20 protein-coding genes are annotated in these 20,373 nt (G+C 55.8%); 17 read left to right on the forward strand and 3 right to left on the reverse strand.

The features are described 5' to 3' along the window. Positions 1-37: 37 nt before the first annotated feature. A complete protein-coding gene (gene smrB / locus AWR26_RS07920; protein WP_043952862.1) occupies positions 38-589 on the reverse strand; it encodes an endonuclease SmrB in 552 nt (183 codons plus the stop codon). Positions 590-754: 165 nt separating this feature from the next. Between smrB and prmB the strand changes: the two genes are divergently transcribed. The 6 genes from prmB to AWR26_RS07950 are packed head-to-tail and all read left to right on the forward strand — an operon-like array spanning position 755 to position 5,300. Beyond that, complete coding sequence (gene prmB / locus AWR26_RS07925) at positions 755-1,687, forward strand: 50S ribosomal protein L3 N(5)-glutamine methyltransferase (protein ID WP_064568976.1); 933 nt, start codon at positions 755-757, stop codon at positions 1,685-1,687. A gap of 45 nt (positions 1,688-1,732) precedes the next feature. Further along, positions 1,733-2,818: a chorismate synthase gene (gene aroC / locus AWR26_RS07930; RefSeq protein WP_064564812.1), complete on the forward strand. Its 1,086-nt coding sequence runs from the start codon at positions 1,733-1,735 to the stop codon at positions 2,816-2,818. A 3-nt stretch (positions 2,819-2,821) separates the two neighbouring features. Beyond that, complete coding sequence (gene mepA, locus AWR26_RS07935) at positions 2,822-3,646, forward strand: penicillin-insensitive murein endopeptidase (protein WP_064564814.1); 825 nt, start codon at positions 2,822-2,824, stop codon at positions 3,644-3,646. Beyond that, entirely contained in the window at positions 3,646-4,458 is an 813-nt protein-coding gene (locus AWR26_RS07940; RefSeq protein ID WP_064564816.1) for a sulfite exporter TauE/SafE family protein, read from the forward strand. Before mepA ends, AWR26_RS07940 begins: the two co-directional genes overlap by 1 nt. After that, positions 4,455-4,994, forward strand: coding sequence for an elongation factor P hydroxylase (locus tag AWR26_RS07945; protein ID WP_007371042.1), 540 nt, complete (start codon positions 4,455-4,457; stop codon positions 4,992-4,994). The genes AWR26_RS07940 and AWR26_RS07945 overlap by 4 nt, the downstream gene beginning before the upstream one ends. Positions 4,995-5,021: 27 nt before the next feature. Next, a complete protein-coding gene (locus tag AWR26_RS07950) occupies positions 5,022-5,300 on the forward strand; it encodes a YfcL family protein (RefSeq protein ID WP_064564818.1) in 279 nt (92 codons plus the stop codon). Positions 5,301-5,389: 89 nt separating this feature from the next. Here the strand turns inward: AWR26_RS07950 and mnmC are convergent, their stop codons facing one another. Then, positions 5,390-7,390 (reverse strand): bifunctional tRNA (5-methylaminomethyl-2-thiouridine)(34)-methyltransferase MnmD/FAD-dependent 5-carboxymethylaminomethyl-2-thiouridine(34) oxidoreductase MnmC, encoded by a 2,001-nt coding sequence (mnmC, locus tag AWR26_RS07955; protein WP_064564820.1) that lies wholly within the window; start codon positions 7,388-7,390, stop codon positions 5,390-5,392. 155 nt (positions 7,391-7,545) lie between these two features. Between mnmC and fabB the strand changes: the two genes are divergently transcribed. The 3 genes from fabB (at position 7,546) to AWR26_RS07970 (ending at position 11,695) form a co-directional block, all read left to right on the forward strand. Further along, the gene (gene fabB / locus AWR26_RS07960) at positions 7,546-8,760 is read left to right on the forward strand and encodes a beta-ketoacyl-ACP synthase I (RefSeq protein ID WP_064564823.1); all 1,215 of its coding nucleotides are present in this window, start codon (positions 7,546-7,548) and stop codon (positions 8,758-8,760) included. A gap of 212 nt (positions 8,761-8,972) precedes the next feature. Further along, positions 8,973-10,154, forward strand: a complete 1,182-nt coding sequence (locus tag AWR26_RS07965) for an MFS transporter (protein ID WP_064564825.1) — start codon at positions 8,973-8,975, stop codon at positions 10,152-10,154. A 110-nt stretch (positions 10,155-10,264) separates the two neighbouring features. Next, entirely contained in the window at positions 10,265-11,695 is a 1,431-nt protein-coding gene (locus AWR26_RS07970) for a 6-phospho-beta-glucosidase (RefSeq protein ID WP_043952870.1), read from the forward strand. A gap of 33 nt (positions 11,696-11,728) precedes the next feature. Here the strand turns inward: AWR26_RS07970 and flk are convergent, their stop codons facing one another. Continuing rightward, a complete protein-coding gene (gene flk / locus AWR26_RS07975; protein ID WP_064564826.1) occupies positions 11,729-12,736 on the reverse strand; it encodes a flagella biosynthesis regulator Flk in 1,008 nt (335 codons plus the stop codon). 113 nt (positions 12,737-12,849) lie between these two features. Here flk and pdxB point away from each other — a divergent pair, with 113 nt between their 5' ends. The 8 genes from pdxB to cvpA all read left to right on the forward strand — a co-directional run bounded on the left by pdxB (position 12,850) and on the right by cvpA (position 20,342). Beyond that, on the forward strand, positions 12,850-13,986 hold the full coding sequence (gene pdxB / locus AWR26_RS07980; RefSeq protein ID WP_064568977.1) for a 4-phosphoerythronate dehydrogenase PdxB: 1,137 nt from the start codon (positions 12,850-12,852) through the stop codon (positions 13,984-13,986). Between the two features lie 65 nt (positions 13,987-14,051). Then, on the forward strand, positions 14,052-15,065 hold the full coding sequence (locus AWR26_RS07985) for an aspartate-semialdehyde dehydrogenase (RefSeq protein WP_064564828.1): 1,014 nt from the start codon (positions 14,052-14,054) through the stop codon (positions 15,063-15,065). Further along, complete coding sequence (gene truA, locus AWR26_RS07990) at positions 15,065-15,877, forward strand: tRNA pseudouridine(38-40) synthase TruA (RefSeq protein WP_043952873.1); 813 nt, start codon at positions 15,065-15,067, stop codon at positions 15,875-15,877. The genes AWR26_RS07985 and truA overlap by 1 nt, the downstream gene beginning before the upstream one ends. A gap of 28 nt (positions 15,878-15,905) precedes the next feature. Further along, the gene (locus tag AWR26_RS07995) at positions 15,906-16,565 is read left to right on the forward strand and encodes a DedA family protein (RefSeq protein ID WP_064564830.1); all 660 of its coding nucleotides are present in this window, start codon (positions 15,906-15,908) and stop codon (positions 16,563-16,565) included. 103 nt (positions 16,566-16,668) lie between these two features. Beyond that, positions 16,669-17,583 carry an acetyl-CoA carboxylase, carboxyltransferase subunit beta gene (accD, locus tag AWR26_RS08000; protein ID WP_043952874.1) on the forward strand — a complete coding sequence of 305 codons (915 nt, stop codon included), beginning with the start codon at positions 16,669-16,671 and terminating at the stop codon, positions 17,581-17,583. Positions 17,584-17,653: 70 nt separating this feature from the next. Continuing rightward, entirely contained in the window at positions 17,654-18,922 is a 1,269-nt protein-coding gene (folC, locus tag AWR26_RS08005) for a bifunctional tetrahydrofolate synthase/dihydrofolate synthase (protein WP_064568978.1), read from the forward strand. Further along, positions 18,912-19,622, forward strand: coding sequence for a cell division protein DedD (gene dedD / locus AWR26_RS08010; protein WP_043952876.1), 711 nt, complete (start codon positions 18,912-18,914; stop codon positions 19,620-19,622). Before folC ends, dedD begins: the two co-directional genes overlap by 11 nt. Before the next feature lie 231 nt (positions 19,623-19,853). Next, positions 19,854-20,342, forward strand: a complete 489-nt coding sequence (cvpA, locus tag AWR26_RS08015) for a colicin V production protein (protein WP_007371056.1) — start codon at positions 19,854-19,856, stop codon at positions 20,340-20,342. Positions 20,343-20,373 lie beyond the last annotated feature (31 nt).

A 20,373-nucleotide genomic window follows, 5' to 3' on the forward strand; every position in this document is an offset into this window, starting at 1 on the left:
GAAGAGCCGCATTATGCGGCTCTTGACGTTTCTGGCATCAGGGCAGCTCCGGCGGCTGCCACTCTTCCACTTCAATCAGCACCAGAATTGCTGCGTCGCCGCCATACTCTTTCGGCGCCTGGTGAAACGCCATCACATGCGGGTGCTGCGCCAGCCAGAGCGGTGTCTGTTGCTTCAGAATGTGTTTACCGTGGCCGTGCATCACGCAGGCGCAGAACACATGTTCACGGCGACAGGCGGCAATCAGCGCGCCCAGTTCTTGCTTCGCCTGTTGCTGTGTTAAACCGTGCAGATCGAGAAACAACTCCGGCGAGTAGTCGCCCCGGCGGATCTTTTTCAGCTCAAAATGGCTGACATCTTCACGCACATATTTGACCGGACCTTCGGTATTGAGCAGCGGCTGAAACTCGTCGGAAAAGTAGTGACTGTTGTCGGCTTGTTCCTGTAATAACCGTTTCACCGGCACTTCGCTGATTTTTTTCCGCGCCGGGCGATGTACTACGGTATCCTGCTTAAGCTGGCGCGTACCGGTCATCAGTTGCCGGAACAACGCCTGTTCCTCCTCGCTAAGCGATGGTTTCTTTTTCATCAGTGCGTCTCATCTTTTCTTTTCCTCAGTGTACCCGACTCACCGCGGCTCCGGTGAAGCAAAATGCATTTTTCCCTCTGGCTGGCGCGTGAGGTGCTGATTTATCGCCGTCTTCATGGCAAACTAGCCGCCGAATTTAATGCGAGCATGTGCCTGGGGGATACTATGGATAAAATTTTTGTCGATGAAGCAGTGAATGAGCTGCATACCATTCAGGACATGCTGCGTTGGGCGGTCAGCCGCTTTAGCGCCGCGAATATCTGGTACGGTCACGGCACGGATAATCCGTGGGACGAAGCGGTGCAACTGGTGCTGCCGACGCTCTATTTGCCGCTCGATATCCCGGAATATATGCGCAGCGCGCGCCTGACTTCCAGCGAGCGTCACCGCATTGTTGAGCGCGTGATCCGTCGCGTTAACGAGCGTATTCCGGTCGCTTACCTGACCAACAAAGCGTGGTTCTGCGGCCACGAATTTTATGTCGATGAGCGCGTGCTGGTGCCGCGTTCCCCGATTGGCGAGCTTATCAACAACCGCTTTGCCGGGCTGATTGATCAACAGCCGCAGCATATTCTGGATATGTGTACCGGCAGCGGCTGTATCGCTATTGCGACGGCGTATGCCTTCCCGGAAGCCGAAGTGGATGCGGTCGATATCTCCGCGGATGCGCTGGCGGTAACCGAACACAATATTGAAGAGCACGGTCTGATTCACCACGTCACGCCGATCCGTTCTGATCTGTTCCGCGAGCTGCCGAAAGTGCAGTACGACCTGATTGTCACCAACCCGCCGTACGTTGATGAAGAAGATATGTCCGATCTGCCGTCGGAATACCGTCATGAGCCGGAGCTGGGCCTGGCATCAGGCAGCGACGGCCTGAAACTGACGCGCCGTATTCTGGCCTGCGCCCCGGATTACCTTGCTGACCACGGCATCCTGATTTGTGAAGTCGGCAACAGCATGGTACATCTGATGGAACAATATCCGGACGTCCCGTTCACCTGGCTGGAGTTTGATAACGGTGGGGACGGCGTCTTTATGCTCACCAAAGCGCAGCTGATTGCCGCTCGCGAACACTTCAGCATCTATAAAGATTAAAACGACAAAACGACGCTCAACACCAACAACGACAACGGAGCCGTGATGGCAGGTAACACAATTGGACAGCTTTTCCGCGTAACCACGTTTGGCGAATCGCATGGCCTGGCGCTGGGTTGCATCGTTGACGGCGTACCTCCGGGTATTCCGCTGACCGAAGCCGATTTACAACACGATCTCGACAGACGACGCCCGGGAACATCGCGCTATACCACCCAGCGTCGCGAACCGGATCAGGTGAAGATTCTGTCCGGCGTCTTCGAAGGCGTCACCACCGGTACCAGCATTGGCCTGCTGATTGAAAACACCGATCAGCGCTCTCAGGATTACGGTGCGATTAAAGATCTGTTCCGTCCGGGCCATGCGGATTACACCTACGAACAAAAATATGGCCTGCGTGACTATCGCGGCGGCGGTCGTTCTTCTGCGCGTGAAACCGCAATGCGCGTGGCCGCTGGCGCGATCGCCAAGAAATATCTGGCGCAGAAATTTGGCATTGTGATTCGCGGCTGCCTGACGCAGATGGGCGAGATCCCACTGGAGATCAAAGACTGGACGCAGGTTGAACAGAACCCGTTTTTCTGCCCGGATCCGGACAAAATCGAGGCGCTGGACGAACTGATGCGTGCTCTGAAAAAAGAGGGCGATTCCATCGGCGCGAAAGTGACCGTGGTGGCGGATGGCGTTCCGGCCGGTTTTGGCGAGCCGGTGTTTGACCGTCTGGATGCTGATATCGCGCACGCGCTGATGAGCATCAACGCGGTGAAAGGCGTGGAAATTGGCGACGGCTTTGAAGTCGTGAAGCTGCGCGGCAGCGAAAACCGCGACGAAATCACGCGGCAGGGTTTTCAGAGCAACCACGCGGGCGGCATTCTTGGCGGCATCAGCAGCGGGCAGCAAATTATTGCCAATATCGCGCTGAAACCCACCTCGAGCATTACCGTTCCGGGGCGTACGATTAATCGTTTTGGCGAAGAAGTGGAGATGATCACCAAAGGTCGTCACGATCCGTGCGTGGGCATTCGCGCCGTGCCGATCGCCGAAGCGATGCTGGCGATCGTACTGATGGATCATTTCCTGCGTCAGCGCGCGCAAAACGCTGATGTCACCACTGATATTCCACGCTGGTAAACAATGAAAAAAACGGCAATTGCGCTGTTAACTCTGCTGGTGTGCGCCGCCGCGACGGCGGCGACTCCGTGGCAAAAATTGACGCATCCGGTCGCCGGTAGCCCGCAATCCATTGGCGCGTTCGCCAATGGTTGTATTGTTGGTGCGCATGCGCTGCCGCTGCAATCGGACAACTATCAGGTGATGCGTACTGACCAGCGGCGCTATTTTGGCCATCCCGATCTGGTGCTGTTTATTCAGCGTCTGAGCACTCAGGTGCACAATCTGGGGCTGGGTACGGTGCTGGTAGGCGATATGGGAATGCCGGCCGGTGGACGTTTCAACGGCGGCCACGCCAGCCATCAATCCGGGCTGGATGTTGATATCTTCCTGCAACTGCCGAAAACGCGCTGGAGCGCCGCGCAGTTGCTGAAACCACAGGCGCTGGATCTTGTCTCACGCGATGGTAAGCAGGTCGTGCCCGCGCTGTGGAAGCCGGAAATCAGTAGCATGATCAAGCTGGCGGCACAAGATAACGATGTGACGCGCATTTTCGTTAATCCGGCGATCAAACAGCAGCTTTGCCTCGATGCCGGAACCGATCGCGACTGGCTGCGTAAAGTGCGTCCGTGGTTCCAGCATCGTGCGCATATGCACGTGCGTTTGCGCTGCCCGGCCGATAGCCTGGAGTGCCAGGATCAACCTCTGCCGCCGCCTGGCGACGGTTGCGGCGCAGAACTGCAAAGCTGGTTTGAACCGGCGAAACCCGGCAGCACAATCCCTGAGAAAAAGACGCCGCCGCCATTGCCGCCGTCTTGTCAGGCTTTACTGGATGAACACGCACTCTGATGGAACTCTTTCAACAACTGTTTATGGTATCGCCATTACTGCTGGTGGTGCTTTTTTTTGTCGCGCTGCTGGCCGGTTTTATTGACGCGCTGGCGGGCGGCGGCGGGCTGTTAACGGTGCCTGCGTTACTGGCGGCAGGTATGACGCCAGCCCAGGCGCTGGCAACGAATAAATTACAGGCCTGCGGCGGTTCGATTTCTGCGACGCTGTATTTTATCCGCCGCAAAGTGGTGAATCTTGCCGATCAGAAACTCAATATCCTGATGACCTTTATCGGCTCAACCACCGGTGCGCTATTGGTGCAGCACGTGCAATCGGATGTGCTGCGTCAAATCCTGCCGGTTCTGGTGATCTGTATCGGTCTCTACTTTCTATTGATGCCGAAGCTGGGTGAGGAAGATCGTCAGCGTCGTTTGTACGGGCTGCCGTTTGCGCTGGTGTCTGGCGGCTGTGTCGGTTTTTACGACGGTTTCTTCGGCCCCGGCGCCGGTTCATTTTACGCGCTGGCTTTTGTGACGCTCGCAGGGTTCAACCTGGCGAAATCCACCGCGCATGCCAAAGTGCTGAATGCCACCTCGAATGTCGGCGGTCTGCTGCTGTTTATTATTGGCGGCAAAGTTGTGTGGGGCACGGGTTTCATTATGCTGGCCGGGCAGTTTCTCGGCGCGCGGATGGGCTCGCGTCTGGTGCTCAGCAAAGGGCAAAAACTCATTCGTCCGATGATTGTGATTGTCTCGGCGGTGATGAGTGCAAAACTTCTTTATGACAGTCACGGCCAGGAGATCCTCCATTTTCTGGGGGTGAACGTATGACACATCACTACCAACAATTGATTGATATTTTTGACGGCTGCTTTGCCGACGATTTTAATACCCGTCTGATTAAAGGCGATGACGAACCGATCTATCTTCCTGCTGATGCGGACGCGCCGTATAACCGCATTGTTTTTGCTCACGGTTTTTATGCCAGCGCGTTACATGAGATTTCGCACTGGTGTATCGCCGGTGCCGAGCGTCGCAAGCAGGTGGATTTTGGCTACTGGTATTGCCCTGACGGCCGCGATGCCGTAACGCAGGGGCAGTTCGAGGATGTTGAAGTAAAACCGCAGGCGTTTGACTGGTTGTTTTGCGTGGCGGCGGGTTTCCCGTTTAATGTCAGTTGCGACAACCTGGAAGGCGATGTCGAGCCAGATCGTATCGTGTTCCAGCGCCGCGTTCACGCGCAGGTCATGGCTTATCTGGAGCAGGGCATTCCCCCGCGCCCGGCGCGTTTTATCAAGGCATTACAGGATTATTATCAAACGCCGCCTTTAGCGGCAGAACAGTTCCCATGGCCGGAAGATCTTTGAAGCCATGTTGTCAAAAGAGGAAGATAGATGATCGCGGAGTTTGAATCACGCATTCTGGCGTTAATCGATAGTATGGTGGATCACGCCAGTGATGATGAGTTGTTTGCGGGCGGTTATCTGCGCGGCCATTTGACGCTGGCAGTGGCTGAACTGGAAGGCGATGACAACCATTCGCCGGAAAATCTGTACCAGAAAGTCACCAGTAGCGTGGAAACCGCCATTCAGGCTGGAGAACTGTCGCCGCGCGATCAGGCGCTGGTGATGGGCATGTGGGAAAACCTCTATCAGCAGGCGAAGTCGCATTAAGTGGCGTTTGGCGGGGTAATGTTGACGCTTATCCGGCCAATATCCGGGCCTGCGGATTTGTAGGCCGGATAAAACAACATCCGGCAAATTCACTTCACCGCTCTGCCTTTCAATAACTTTCTGACCCACAAACGATTCGGATTAAGCGCTGCCAGTGTTTCGCCATCCAGCGGAATCGGCTCGTCACTCATCTGCGAAGCCAGAATCTCCGCCGCCAGCGGCGCGCTGCACAAACCGCGCGAACCGAGCGCGCCAAGCATGAATAAATCTTCGTAGACCGGTGCGCTGACCGCTTCTTCCGGCCGTTCCGCCAGTTGGGCATAAGCTGCCAGCGTGGCGTCAAAGTCGGCGACATTCCCGACCATCGGCAGATGATCCCGCGTTGCGCAGCGCACGCCGCAACGCGCGTCGCCATCGCTGACATCCACCTCTTTAGCCCAGGCTGCATGCGGGAAACAGTCGATAAGCCGCTGGCGATTCTGCTGCTGATCCGCCGCGCTGTAATCTGCCTCCTGTTGCCCGCGATGATAGCTGGCACCGATGCAGTGCTGCTGGTTATGCGGGTTCTGCGGCGTCAGATAGCCGTCATAGCACAGCACCTGGCGAAGCGCAGAGAGCATATTGCTGGTCGGAATATGGCTGACCTGGCCGGCAACAGGGTAGACGGGCAGTTTCTCCGTTTGCGGGAAATGGTGAATGCGATGCCCGTTGGCCAGCACGACCGCCGCATGTTCCCGCGCACTGCCATCACGGAAATGCAATTGCCAGTGTTGTCCGTCACGGGTTAATTGTTCGACTTCATGTCCATAATGCACCTGCAAACCCTGCTCGCAGGCAAGCTGAATCACGGTGGCCGTTAACTGCGCCGGGCAGAGCCAGCCGCCGAGCGGGTAATTCACGCCGCCACATTCCGTTTCCACGCCGGTTTCGGCTTTCACCGCTTGTGCATCAACCGCACGGGCAATCTCCGGCGGCAGATCCAGCGTCAGCATTTGCGCGATTTTTTGTTGGCTTTTTTCATCCCAACCAAGCTGTGTGACGCCGCACCATTGATGGTCAAACGTCACGGGTAACGCATCGTACAGACGGCGGGCAAAGGTAAACGCCGCAGGGAAGAAGCGGGCCAGCGCCGGATCGTGAGCGCTGAGCAGCGGATAAAGCGCTCCCTGGCGGTTGCCGGATGCGCCCTCGGCGGGCGCGTCGTCGGCGCAGTAAAGCGTCACCTGCCAGCCGCGTCGCAACAAAGCCAGCGATAACAGCGCGCTGGCGACACCGCCGCCAATCAGCGCCACATCGCGTACCTCGGTTCCGCTGCGGGCAAACCACGGCGCACGCGGTGCAGGCGCAACGCTGTTCTCCATTACGCCGGTCAACATTTCGCGTTTGCGGCCAAAACCTTTGCTTTTGCGCATGGTAAAGCCCGCTTCCTGCAAACCCCGACGGACAAAACCTGCCGAGGTAAAAGTCGCCAGCGTGCCGCCCGGTCTTGCCAGGCGAGCCATTGCGGCAAACAGGTTTGGCGTCCACATATCCGGGTTTTTCGCCGGTGCAAAGCCATCCAGAAACCAGGCATCGACGCGCTGGTTTAAGGAATCATCAAGCGTATCGGTGAGTTGATTGATATCGCCAAACCATAAATCCAGCGTCACACGGCCTTCATCGAGCAGCAATCGGTGGCAGCCGCCAAAGGGCAGCGGCCACTGCGCCTGTAACTGTTCCGCCCAGGGTGCCAGTTCCGGCCAGTGCGCGTGGGCTTTGCGCAGATCGTCCTGGGTGAGAGGAAATTTTTCAAAACTGATGAAATGTAATCTTTCCAGGGTAGCGTCAGGGTTGGCTGCGCGAAAGGCCGCGAATGCCTGCCACAACGTGAGAAAATTCAGACCGGTGCCAAACCCGCTCTCCGCAACCACAAACAGCGGGCGCGGGTGTTCAGGAAAACGCTGTTCCAGTTGGTTGCCGCCGAGAAAAACATAACGCGTCTCTTCCAGTCCGTTATCATTAGAGAAGTAGACGTCGTCGAAATCTCGGGAAACAGGTGTACCCTCAGCGTTGAATTCAAGGTTGGCAGATTGTATAGCGGTTTGTTTCACGTAAGTTACTCGTCCATCAGGCAGTGTCCCGATCTTAACGAGGGACAAAGAAAGGCGCAAATTTCCGCCGAAAATGTCTGATCGGACTTGTTCGGCGTACAAGTGTACGCTATCTTGCGACACGAAACTTAATTAGTGTGACTTAGGGGTATTGAATGAAACGTGCAGTGATTACTGGCCTGGGCATCGTTTCCAGCATTGGTAATAACCAGCAGGAAGTCCTGGCATCTCTGCGTGAAGGACGCTCAGGGATCACATTCTCTCAGGAATTTAAAGATTCCGGCATGCGCAGCCACGTATGGGGTAACGTTAAACTGGACACCACTGGTTTGATCGACCGTAAAGTGGTTCGTTTCATGAACGATGCCTCTATCTATTCCTATCTTTCCATGCAGCAGGCGATCGAAGATGCTGGCCTGAAAGACGAGGTTTATCAGAACAACCCGCGCGTGGGCCTGATTGCAGGTTCTGGCGGTTCTTCTAAATCTCAGGTTTTCGGCGCTGATGCGATGCGTAGCCCGCGTGGTCTGAAAGCTGTGGGGCCTTATGTGGTGACCAAAGCGATGGCGTCGGCGGTGTCCGCTTGCCTCGCAACACCCTTTAAAATCCACGGCGTTAACTACTCTATCAGCTCTGCTTGCGCCACTTCCGCGCACTGCATCGGTAACGCAGTAGAACAGATTCAACTGGGCAAACAGGACATCGTTTTTGCTGGCGGCGGCGAAGAGCTGTGCTGGGAAATGGCCTGCGAATTTGACGCGATGGGCGCGCTGTCCACCAAATACAATGAAACGCCAGAAAAAGCTTCCCGTACCTATGACAAACACCGTGACGGTTTCGTTATCGCGGGCGGCGGCGGCATGGTTGTTGTTGAAGAGCTGGAGCATGCACTGGCGCGTGGCGCGCACATCTATGCAGAGATCGTTGGCTACGGCGCGACTTCTGATGGTGCGGACATGGTAGCGCCGTCAGGCGAAGGCGCAGTGCGTTGCATGAAGATGGCAATGCAAGACGTTGATACACCGATCGACTACCTGAACTCCCACGGTACTTCCACGCCGGTTGGCGACGTGAAAGAACTGGGCGCTATTCGCGAAGTGTTCGGCGACAATAGCCCGGCTATCTCCGCAACCAAAGCGATGACCGGTCACTCTCTGGGCGCTGCTGGCGTACAGGAAGCGATCTACTCGCTGCTGATGCTGGAACACGGCTTTATCGCGCCGAGCATCAACGTGGAAGAGCTGGACGAGCAGGCTGTTGGCCTGAATATCGTGACAAAACCGATGGAAGCCTCGTTGACAACGGTAATGTCCAACAGCTTCGGTTTTGGCGGTACTAACGCCACGCTGGTGATGCGCAAACTGAAATAAGTTTGTCTGTAAGCAGAAAAAGAGAGCCACTGGCTCTCTTTTTTTATGCATTGACAAACTGCCGTTGCGGCAGGCAAACTCCTCGGCGCAACATTATCAACACGATAATCCGTAAGCGTTTAACGTTAACCAACGCACCTTAATCCTGGCACTCAGGTAGAGGGGGCGTGGTTCTTCCAAATCCCGCCTTACTCTGCGTTATGGAGTAATGCATGTCTGTAGACGTTCAATCTGTTAAAACCTCGTCAGCGAATATGTCGCTGTTTCGTATCGCCTTTGCGGTGTTTCTGACCTATCTGACCGTTGGCCTGCCGCTACCGGTGATCCCGCTGTTTGTCCACAATGAGTTGGGCTACGGTAATACCATGGTGGGAATTGCCGTTGGTATTCAGTTTCTGGCCACTGTCTTAACACGCGGCTATGCCGGCCGTCTTGCCGATCAATATGGCGCGAAACGTTCGGTGATACAGGGCATGATCGCCTGTGTTCTGGCCGGAGCAGCATGGCTGCTGGCGGCGCTGTTGCCGGTTGCGCCCGCTGCCAAATTTGCGCTGTTGGTTCTGGGACGCCTGATCCTCGGTTTCGGTGAAAGCCAGCTTCTTACCGGCACGCTCACCTGGGGAATGGGGCTGGTTGGCCCCGCGCGTTCTGGCAAAGTGATGTCATGGAACGGAATGGCGATTTACGGTGCGCTGGCCGCTGGTGCGCCGCTTGGGTTGCTGGTTCACAGCCACTTTGGTTTCGCCGCCCTGGCAGCGATCACCATGGTATTGCCGCTGCTGGCCTTTGCATTTAACGGCGGCGTGCGCAAAACGCCAGCGCATCCGGGCGATCGCCCTTCACTGTGGAGTGTGGTCGGGCTTATCTGGCAGCCGGGGCTGGGGCTGGCGCTTCAGGGGGTTGGCTTTGCGGTGATCGGCACCTTTGTTTCGCTCTACTTTGCCAGCCAGGGCTGGTCAATGGCGGGCTTTACCCTGACGGCTTTCGGCGGCGCATTTGTGCTGATGCGCATTTTGTTTGGCTGGATGCCGGACCGTTTTGGCGGTGTGCGGGTAGCAATTGCTTCGCTGGTGATCGAAACCGTTGGGCTACTGCTGTTATGGCAGGCGCATGGCGCGTGGATGGCGCTGCTGGGCGCAGCGCTGACCGGCAGTGGCTGCTCGCTTATCTTCCCGGCGCTGGGCGTTGAAGTCGTCAAGCGCGCGCCGCCGCAGGTGCGTGGCACGGCGCTTGGCGGCTATGCGGCATTTCAGGACATCTCCTACGCGTTTAGCGGACCGTTAACCGGGCTGTTAGCAACGTCTGCGGGATACCCGTCGGTTTTTCTTGCGGGAGCAATTGCCGCCGTTACCGGTATTGTGATCACCCTGGTGGCCTTCCGCGCGCGGAAATGATCGTCCGATAAAACTCTTTGCAACCGGTTTCACAGAATGAGCCCGCAGTGATGTCATCTCCCTGCGGGCTTGTTTATTCTTTTGCCATCATTACGCGAAAGGAGAAAACAATGGCTGGGTTTAAAGCGGATTTCTTATGGGGCGGCGCGGTGGCGGCGCATCAACTGGAAGGCGGCTGGCAGGAAGGAGGTAAGGGGATCAGCGTTGCTGATGTCATGACCGCAGGGGCGCATGGTGTTCCGCGTGAAATTACCGACGGCGTGCTGCCTGGTAAAAATTACCCTAACCATGAAGCCATCGACTTTTATCACCGCTATAAGGACGATATTAAGCTGTTTGCCGAAATGGGGTTTAAATGTTTTCGCACCTCCATTGCCTGGACGCGTATTTTTCCTCAGGGGGATGAACTGGAGCCGAATGAAGCCGGGTTGCAATTCTACGATGATCTTTTTGATGAATGCCTGAAATACAACATTGAACCCGTTATTACCCTTTCCCATTTCGAAATGCCTTATCACCTTGTCACCGAATATGGTGGCTGGCGTAATCGCAAACTGATCGATTTTTTTGTCCGTTTTGCCAATGCCGTGTTCACCCGCTATCGCAGCAAGGTGAAATACTGGATGACCTTCAACGAAATTAACAACCAGGCCAACTATCACGAAGATTTTGCGCCCTTCACCAACTCTGGCGTGAAATATAAAGCAGGTGAAGATCGCGAAGTGATCATGTATCAGGCCGCCCACTATGAATTAGTGGCCAGCGCGCTGGCGGTGGAAGCCGGACATAAAATTAACCCGGATTTTAAAATCGGCTGCATGATCGCCATGTGCCCGATTTATCCACTCACCTGCGCGCCGGATGATATGATGATGTCGGTCGCCGCGATGCACCGGCGCTACTGGTTTACCGATGTTCACGTACGCGGTTATTACCCGAAACACCTGCTCAATTATTTTGCTCGCCGCCAGTTCAAACTTGATATTACCGAAGAGGATTTGCAGATCCTGACGCGCGGACGCGTTGACTATATTGGCTTCAGTTATTACATGTCGTTTGTCACTAAAGCTCAGGAAAACAACCCGCACCTCGATTACGACGAGACGAAAAGCCTGGTGAAAAACCCGTACGTGAAAGCCTCCGACTGGGGCTGGCAAATTGATCCGGTTGGGCTGCGCTACTCTCTGAACTATTTCTACGATCTCTATCAGTTGCCGCTGTTTGTTGTGGAAAATGGTTTTGGCGCGATTGATCAGCCTGAAAGCGACGGCGTAGTGAACGATCAGTACCGCATTGAATATATGCACAACCATATCCGCGAAATGAAAAAAGCGGTGGTGGAAGATGGCGTCGATTTAATGGGGTATACCCCGTGGGGCTGTATTGATCTGGTCTCTGCAGGCACTGGCGAAATGAAAAAACGCTACGGCTTAATCTACGTAGATAAAGATAACGAGGGTAACGGCACGCTGGCGCGCAGCCGTAAAAAATCGTTCTGGTGGTATCAGGACGTTATCAAACACAACGGCGAGAATATTTGACGATCACTTCCCCTCCACACGGAGGGGAATTTTTTAACTCACCAGCCAGAAAAGCGCTAATGCGATAAGCAGGGCGATAAAAAAGAATCCCGGACGCGTGGAAATCGATTTTATTGTGTCGACAATGGGGGCGACAAACGGGCTGTAAATGGGCTGAATATCGCGAACCTCCGGGGTGCCCGTCGCACGTTCTGTGCGGCGTAAAAAGACATGATTAAGAATGTCCTGAACCTGCGCCGTCGTCAGGATCGTCTGCGGTGTGGCCTGCCATGTCTGCTGGGCATACTCGGTAATCGCGCGCATTTCCGTATCATCCAGCGGCTGTTTCAGGGCGGTCTGGATAGTGTGCAGCGTGGGCGCGCTGTGCGTGCTTAACGTCTGGCGCGCCTGCAGCCAGGTCATCAGCGGCGCGAAATGTTTCGCCGGGATCAGCTCACCGGTTTTGACGCCGGAAAGCTCCATCATCGACTGCCAGATCAATTTACCGGATTCACCTGTCGCTGCCGCCAGTTTCGTGACCGCCTGGTTCAGCGAGTTGTGCTCGGCAGGCAGCAGCGGGCGCTCGGTGGCCGGGCGTTGCTGCGGCTGCGGAATGGTAATCTGGTTATTCTGCAACATGGTCAACACGGTTTTTAACTGCTGAGGCGTCAACTGGCTGAGCGCCGTCTGACCAAACTGCTGGCGAATAAAATCGCTCACCGCCTGGCGATTATTCCCCTGGCTTAACAGCTCCGTCAGTTGCGAAACCACCTGGCGGGTGGTGTGGTTCTGCGTTGCAGTTTCCACGCGCTGGTTGAGGTTCTGCTCAGCAGCCGGAAAGTGACGCGAGAGTAGCGGGGCGTCATTCTTCAGCCCTAAATCGTGTTTCATGCCAGCCCATACTTCCGCGCTTTGCTGCTGCGTTAACGCGATCAAGCGAATAACCAGTCGCTCCAGCACGGTACGTTGCAGGGTGGATAAGGGCTGTTCGCCAGCATTATTCGCGGCTTGTGTCGGCTCTTGCCCGGGAGGGCGCGCAGGCGTCCCCTGAATGGGTTGCATCATGGATTTCCTCTTACTCTCGCATGGCGGTGGTCGGCATTGCAGGTATGCCTGGCGGCGAGATTATGGCACACTTGCGCGCTCAACTCCCGTTCTCAAACAGGTACTGTAGCGTGAAAATCCTTGTTGATGAAAATATGCCTTATGCCCGCGATCTTTTTAGCCGTCTGGGCGAAGTGAAAGCGGTTCCCGGTCGTCCAATCCCGCTTTCGGAACTGGCCGATGCTGATGCGTTAATGGTGCGCTCCGTGACGAAAGTCAACGAGGCATTATTACAGGGGACGGGGATCAAATTTGTCGGTACGGCAACCGCGGGAACTGACCATGTTGATGAAGCGTATTTGCAGCAAGCGGGGATTGGTTTTTCCGCAGCGCCAGGCTGCAACGCCATTGCGGTCGTCGAGTATGTTTTCTCTTCGCTATTAATGCTGGCGGAACGTGAAGGCTTTGCTCTCAAAGACCGTACGGTCGGGATTGTCGGCGTGGGCAATGTGGGCGGGCGCTTACAGGCGCGCCTCGAAGCGTTGGGGATCCGCACGCTGCTATGCGATCCGCCGCGCGCCGATCGTGGCGATGACGGTGATTTCCGCTCGCTTGATGAGCTGGTGCGGGAAGCCGATGTGCTGACCTTCCATACGCCGTTGTTTAAAGAGGGTCCGTATAAAACGCTGCACCTGGCGGATGATGCTCTGCTGGCGCGTCTGAAGCCTGGCACTATTCTGATTAATGCTTGCCGTGGGCCGGTGGTGGATAATGCGGCGCTGCTGCAGCGTTTGCAGGCGGGACAGGCGCTGCATGTGGTGCTGGACGTCTGGGAGCCGGAACCTGATCTCAACGTGGAACTGCTGCAACACGTCGACATTGGCACCGCGCATATCGCCGGATATACCCTTGAAGGTAAAGCGCGCGGCACAACGCAAGTGTTTGAGGCTTATAGTGAATTCATCGGTAAACATACACAAATAGCGCTCGATACGCTGCTGCCTGCGCCGGAATTTGGCCGCATAACGCTGCACGGTCCTCTCGATCAGTCAACGCTAAAAAGGCTGGTGCATTTGGTGTATGATGTGCGCCGTGACGATGCGTTGCTGCGAAAAGTGGCAGGCACGCCGGGTGAATTCGACAAGTTACGTAAAAACTATCTTGAGCGTCGCGAATGGTCATCACTGTATGTGCAGTGTGATGATGCCAGTGCCGCCGCACTGTTGCAGCAACTGGGTTTTAACGCCACGCATACCCCGGCCCGTTAATGTCTTCTTAATGCTCCCTGCGGAAAAATGCCGCAGGGACGCTTTATTTCCTGGAGTAAATCACCATGTCTGAAGGCTGGAATATTGCCGTTCTTGGCGCAACTGGCGCTGTCGGAGAAGCCTTGATCGAAACGCTGGAGGAACGTCAGTTCCCGGTAGGCGAACTGTACGCGCTGGCCAGAGAAGAGAGCGCGGGCGAAAACCTGCGTTTCGCGGGTAAAACCGTGCGCGTTGAAGACGTTGCCAGTTTTGACTGGACGCAGGCGCAACTGGCGTTTTTCGTCGCCGGTGCGCAGGCATCTGCGGCCTGGATTGAAGAGGCCACCAATGCTGGTTGCCTGGTGATCGATACCAGCGGTCTGTTTGCGCTGGAGCCGGATGTGCCGTTGGTCATGCCGGACGTTAACCCCTTTGTGCTCGCGGATTACCGCAACCGCAATATTATTGCCGTGCCAGACAGTCTGACCAGCCAGCTGCTGGCCAGTATTAAGCCGCTGATCGACGAGGGCGGTTTTTCACGCGTCGCTGTCACCAGCATGCTGTCTGTTTCGCGCAGCGGCAAGCAGGCGGTCGATGCGTTGGCCGGGCAGAGCGCCAAGCTGCTGAACGGCATCCCGATTGATGAAGATGACTATTTTGGCCGTCAGCTTGCGTTCAACATGCTACCGCTGCTGCCGGATAGTGAAGGTAGCGTGCGTGAAGAGCGGGTGATTATCGATCAGATGCGCAAAATTTTGCAGGATGACGGTCTGATGATCTCCGCGAGCTGCGTACAGTCGCCGGTATTTTACGGCCACGCGCAGATGGTCAGTTTTGAAGCGCTGCGTCCGCTGGCCGCCGAAGAAGCGCGCGATGCATTTGCCCGTTTTGACGAAATTGTGCTGTCTGAAGAGAACGAATTTCCTACCCAGGTGGGCGACGCTTCCGGTCAGGCGCATCTTTCTGTGGGCTGCATCCGTAATGATTACGGCATGCCGGAGCAGATCCAGTTCTGGTCGGTGGCCGATAATGTTCGCTTCGGTGGCGCGCTGATGGCAGTTAAAACCGCCGAGAAACTGGTGCAGGAGTATCTGTACTGATGCAGGACGAAGTCAAAGCGCCAGTCTACAAAATTGCGCTGGGTATTGAGTATGACGGCAGCAAGTATTACGGCTGGCAGCGTCAGCAAGAAGTGCGCAGTGTACAGGAGAAGCTGGAAAAAGCCCTTTCGCAGGTCGCCAATGAGCCGATTAATGTGTTCTGCGCCGGAAGAACTGATGCCGGTGTGCATGCGACAGGGCAGGTAGTGCATTTCGAAACGACTGCGCTGCGCAAAGATGCCGCCTGGACGTTAGGGGTAAATGCGAATTTGCCTGGTGACATCGCGGTGCGCTGGGTAAAAACTGTTGCCGATGATTTTCACGCTCGTTTCAGCGCTACGGCTCGCCGTTACCGCTACATTATTTACAACCATCGTTTACGTCCGGCGGTGTTAGGGCACGGTGTTACACACTATCACCAGCCGCTGGATGCCGGGCGGATGCATCGCGCCGCGCAGTGCCTGCTTGGCGAAAATGATTTTACCTCGTTTCGCGCGGTGCAGTGCCAGTCGCGCACGCCGTGGCGCAATCTGATGCATATCAACGTCAGTCGCTACGGCAATTACATTGTGGTTGATATCAAAGCCAATGCCTTTGTACATCATATGGTCAGGAATATTGTCGGCAGCCTGATGGAAGTAGGTGCCCACAACCAGCCGGAGAGCTGGATAGCAGAGTTGCTGGCGGTCAAGGATCGCACGCTGGCGGCAGCAACGGCGAAAGCGGAAGGGTTATATCTGGTGGCGGTGGATTATCCAGCGCGCTTCGACCTTCCGGTTGCGCCAATGGGCCCGCTGTTCCTGGCGGACTAGTCGCAATTCATAAAAGGCATAAGTAAATATGGACTTAATACGCTTCCTTATTGATTTCGTCCTGCATATCGATGTGCATCTGGCGGAGCTGGTGGCACAGTATGGCATCTGGGTTTATGCGATCCTGTTTGTGATCCTCTTTTGCGAAACCGGGCTGGTGGTCACGCCTTTCCTGCCGGGGGATTCGCTGCTGTTTGTTGCCGGTGCGCTGGCTTCTCTCGGCACGAACGATCTGAATGTGCATCTGATGGTTGTATTAATGCTTATTGCCGCAATTGCCGGTGACGCAGTGAACTACACCATCGGGCGACTCTTTGGCGATCGATTATTCAGTAACCCGGATTCGAAGATTTTCCGTCGCAGCTATCTTGATAAAACCCATCAGTTTTATGAACGGCATGGCGGCAAAACGATTATTCTGGCGCGTTTTGTACCGATTGTGCGGACATTCGCACCGTTTGTCGCCGGGATGGGGCATATGTCTTATCGCCATTTCGCCCTTTTCAACGTAGCGGGCGCGCTGTTATGGGTACTGCTGTTTACCTACGCCGGGTATTTCTTTGGCACCCTGCCGATGGTTCAGGAAAATCTTAAGCTGTTGATTGTGGCAATCATCGTGGTGTCTATACTTCCGGGTGTGATTGAGATTATTCGTCACCGACGCGCTGCGGCAAAGCAGATAAAATAAGGGCGCAATGGCGGTTCGACCACTTTTTTATCCCAAGTTGCGAACTGTTATGTTTTAATGTGCACCATTTATGGGCTACCAGGTTCATGTATAAAGGTTATCAATGAGCTGGATTGAAAGAATTAAGAGCAATATCACCCCCACCCGCAAGGCAAGTATCCCTGAAGGGGTGTGGACAAAATGCGATAGTTGCGGCCAGGTGCTGTACCGCGCCGAGCTGGAGCGTAACCTTGAGGTCTGCCCGAAATGCGATCACCACATGCGGATGTCAGCGCGTAATCGCCTGCATAGCTTGCTGGATGAAGGTTCGCTGGTAGAACTGGGTAGCGAGCTTGAGCCGAAAGATGTGCTTAAGTTCCGCGATTCAAAAAAATACAAAGACCGTCTGGCGACAGCCCAGAAAGAAACCGGCGAGAAAGACGCGCTGGTGGTAATGAAAGGCACGCTGCACGGTATGCCGGTTGTGGCTGCGGCATTTGAGTTCTCCTTTATGGGCGGCTCTATGGGCTCCGTCGTTGGCGCACGCTTTGTGCGTGCCGTCGAGCAGGCGCTGGAAGACAACTGCCCGCTGATCTGCTTCTCCGCTTCCGGCGGCGCACGTATGCAGGAAGCGCTGATGTCGCTGATGCAGATGGCGAAAACTTCCGCTGCGCTGGCGAAAATGCAGGAGCGCGGTCTGCCATATATCTCCGTGCTGACCGACCCGACCATGGGCGGCGTTTCCGCAAGCTTTGCGATGCTGGGCGATCTGAACATCGCTGAACCGAAAGCGCTGATCGGTTTTGCCGGCCCGCGCGTTATCGAGCAGACCGTGCGTGAGAAACTGCCGCCGGGCTTCCAGCGCAGTGAGTTCCTGATCGAAAAAGGCGCGATTGATATGATTATCCGCCGTCCGGAACTGCGTCTGAAGCTGGCGCGTATCCTGGCGAAGCTGATGAATCTGCCTGCGCCGGATCCGGATGAATCGCATGTTGGCTCGGTGGCTCCGTCACCGGCCGGTCAGGAAGGCGAAGCCTGATAATACCGAAGGGCAGGGCCACCAGGCGCTGCCCTTTTGCTTTTCAAACCGTAAATTATCAACGGGCATCATGGAAACTAAACGCATTCCGCAAGCCACGTCGCCCCTGGCCGCGTGGCTTTCTTATCTGGAAAACCTGCACAGTAAAACCATCGATCTGGGGCTTGAGCGCGTAAGCCAGGTGGCGGCGCGCCTTGATGTGCTCCGCCCTGCACCGTTTGTCTTTACCGTCGCCGGAACCAATGGTAAAGGCACTACTTGCCGTACGCTGGAGTCGATTCTGCTGGCGGCGGGCTATCGGGTTGGCGTCTACAGTTCACCGCATCTGGTGCGCTATACCGAACGCGTGCGCATCCAGGGCGGAGAGCTGGTTGAAAGCGAACATACCCGCTCTTTTGCGGAGATTGAAGCCGTTCGCGGCGAGATCTCACTGAGCTATTTTGAATATGGCACTTTGTCGGCGCTGTGGTTGTTTAAGCAGGCGCAGCTCGATGTGGTGATCCTTGAAGTGGGGCTGGGCGGTCGCCTGGATGCCACCAATATGGTGGATGCGGATGTCGCTGTGGTCACCAGCATTGCGCTGGATCATACCGACTGGCTCGGCCCGGATCGTGAAAGCATTGGCCGCGAAAAAGCGGGCGTCTTCCGCAGTGGTAAACCGGCTGTGGTCGGCGAACCGGATATGCCGCAGTCTATTGCCGATGTAGCGCAGGAGAAGGGCGCGCTGCTGCTGCGCCGGGGCGTTGACTGGAATTATGACGTCAACGCGCAGGGCTGGCATTTTCGTGATGCCCAGGGCGAGCTGACCGATCTGCCGCTGCCACAGGTACCGCAGCCAAATGCGGCAACCGCACTGGCTGCGCTGCGTGCCAGTAAGCTTACGGTCAGCGAGCAGGCGATCCGCGACGGTATTGCAACAGCAATTTTGCCGGGACGTTTCCAGATTGTCAGCGAGTCGCCGCGCCTGATCCTCGATGTTGCCCACAATCCTCACGCTGCCAGCTACCTTGCCAGCCGCCTTGCTGCGTTGCCGAAAAACGGGCGTGTACTGGCGGTGATTGGCATGTTGCATGACAAAGACATCGCCGGGACGCTTGCCTGTCTGGAGCCGGTGGTCGATAGCTGGTATTGTGCCCCACTGGAAGGGCCGCGCGGCGCAACGGCAGAACAACTGCTGGAGCATCTCAATTCTGGCCGCGCGTGGCCGGATGTTGCGCAGGCCTGGCAGGCCGCGATGGCCGATGCTAATGCCTGTGATACTGTTCTGGTGTGTGGATCGTTCCACACGGTGGCACATGTCATGGAAGCGATGGAGGCGGGGAGAACCGGTGGCAAGTAAGTTTCAGAACCGTTTGATGGGGACCATTGTGCTGGTTGCGCTCGGGGTGATTATTCTTCCCGGGCTGCTCGACGGGCAGAAAAAACATTATCAGGATGAGTTTGCCGCGATTCCGCTGGTGCCGAAACCTGGCGATCGCGATGAGCCGGACATGATGCCGGCTGCGACGCAGGCACTTCCGGCGCAACCGCCGGAAGGCGCGGCGGAAGAGGTGCGCGCTGGCGATGCAGAAGCACCATCGCTGGATGCTTCAAGGCTGGCGGCGAACGCCACTCCGCAACCGGAAGTCACCAGCACGCCGGTTGAACAACCGAAACCTAAACCACAGCCAAAACCGCAGGCACAGCAACAAACCGCGCCGCCTGCAACGCGTGATAAAGCCAGCGAGCAACTGGCGGTGGCAAATGAAACATCAGCGCCGCCAGCGAAAACTCAGGACGACAAAACGGTGCCGACCGGTAAAGCGTATGTAGTGCAGCTTGGCGCGCTGAAGAATGCGGATAAAGTGAATGAAATCGTTGGTAAATTACGTGGCGCAGGTTATCGCGTTTACACGTCGCCGACGACGCCGGTTCAGGGTAAAATCACCCGTATTCTGGTGGGGCCGGATGCGTCACGGGATAAGCTAAAAGGTTCACTGGAGGAGTTGAAACAGCTCTCCGGGCTGAGCGGCGTGGTGATGGGTTACACGCCGAACTAAAGGCTGAAGAGAAAAAACGGCGCCACTTCTCATCCCTCTCTGTACGGCAAGGAGGGCAGGGATGAGGGGTAAATAAAGCCCTGACAACAGGCAACCGGAACCGTGGCGTTGAATATTTTTTCAGCGCCATTTTTATTTCCGCGCGGGAAGGAAATCCCTACGCAAACGTTTTCTTTTTCTGTTAGAATGCGCCCCGAACTGGACGACAGGGCGTAAAATCGTGGGACACATATGGTCTGGATTGATTACGCCATCATTGCGGTGATTGGTTTTTCTTGTCTGGTAAGCCTGATCCGCGGCTTTGTTCGTGAAGCGTTATCGCTGGTGACATGGGGCTGTGCTTTCTTTGTCGCCAGTCATTACTACACTTACCTGTCTGTCTGGTTCACGGGCTTTGAAGACGAACTGGTGCGCAATGGGATAGCCATCGCAGTACTGTTCATCGCGACGCTGATTGTCGGTGCTATCGTTAACTATGTGATCGGTGCGCTGGTCGAGAAGACTGGCTTGTCGGGTACAGACAGAGTACTGGGGATCTGTTTTGGCGCGCTACGCGGCGTACTGATCGTCGCCGCCATTCTGTTCTTTCTCGATACCTTTACCGGGCTGTCGAAAAGTGAAGACTGGCAGAAGTCGCAGCTTATCCCGCAATTCAGCTTCATCATCAGATGGTTCTTTGACTATCTGCAAAGTTCGTCGAGTTTCTTGCCCAGGGCATAGGCCCTGAGATGTGGCTTAACGAGGAAAAGAC

Source organism: Kosakonia oryzae (assembly GCF_001658025.2).
In the GTDB taxonomy this organism is placed as follows: Bacteria; Pseudomonadota; Gammaproteobacteria; order Enterobacterales; family Enterobacteriaceae; genus Kosakonia; species Kosakonia oryzae.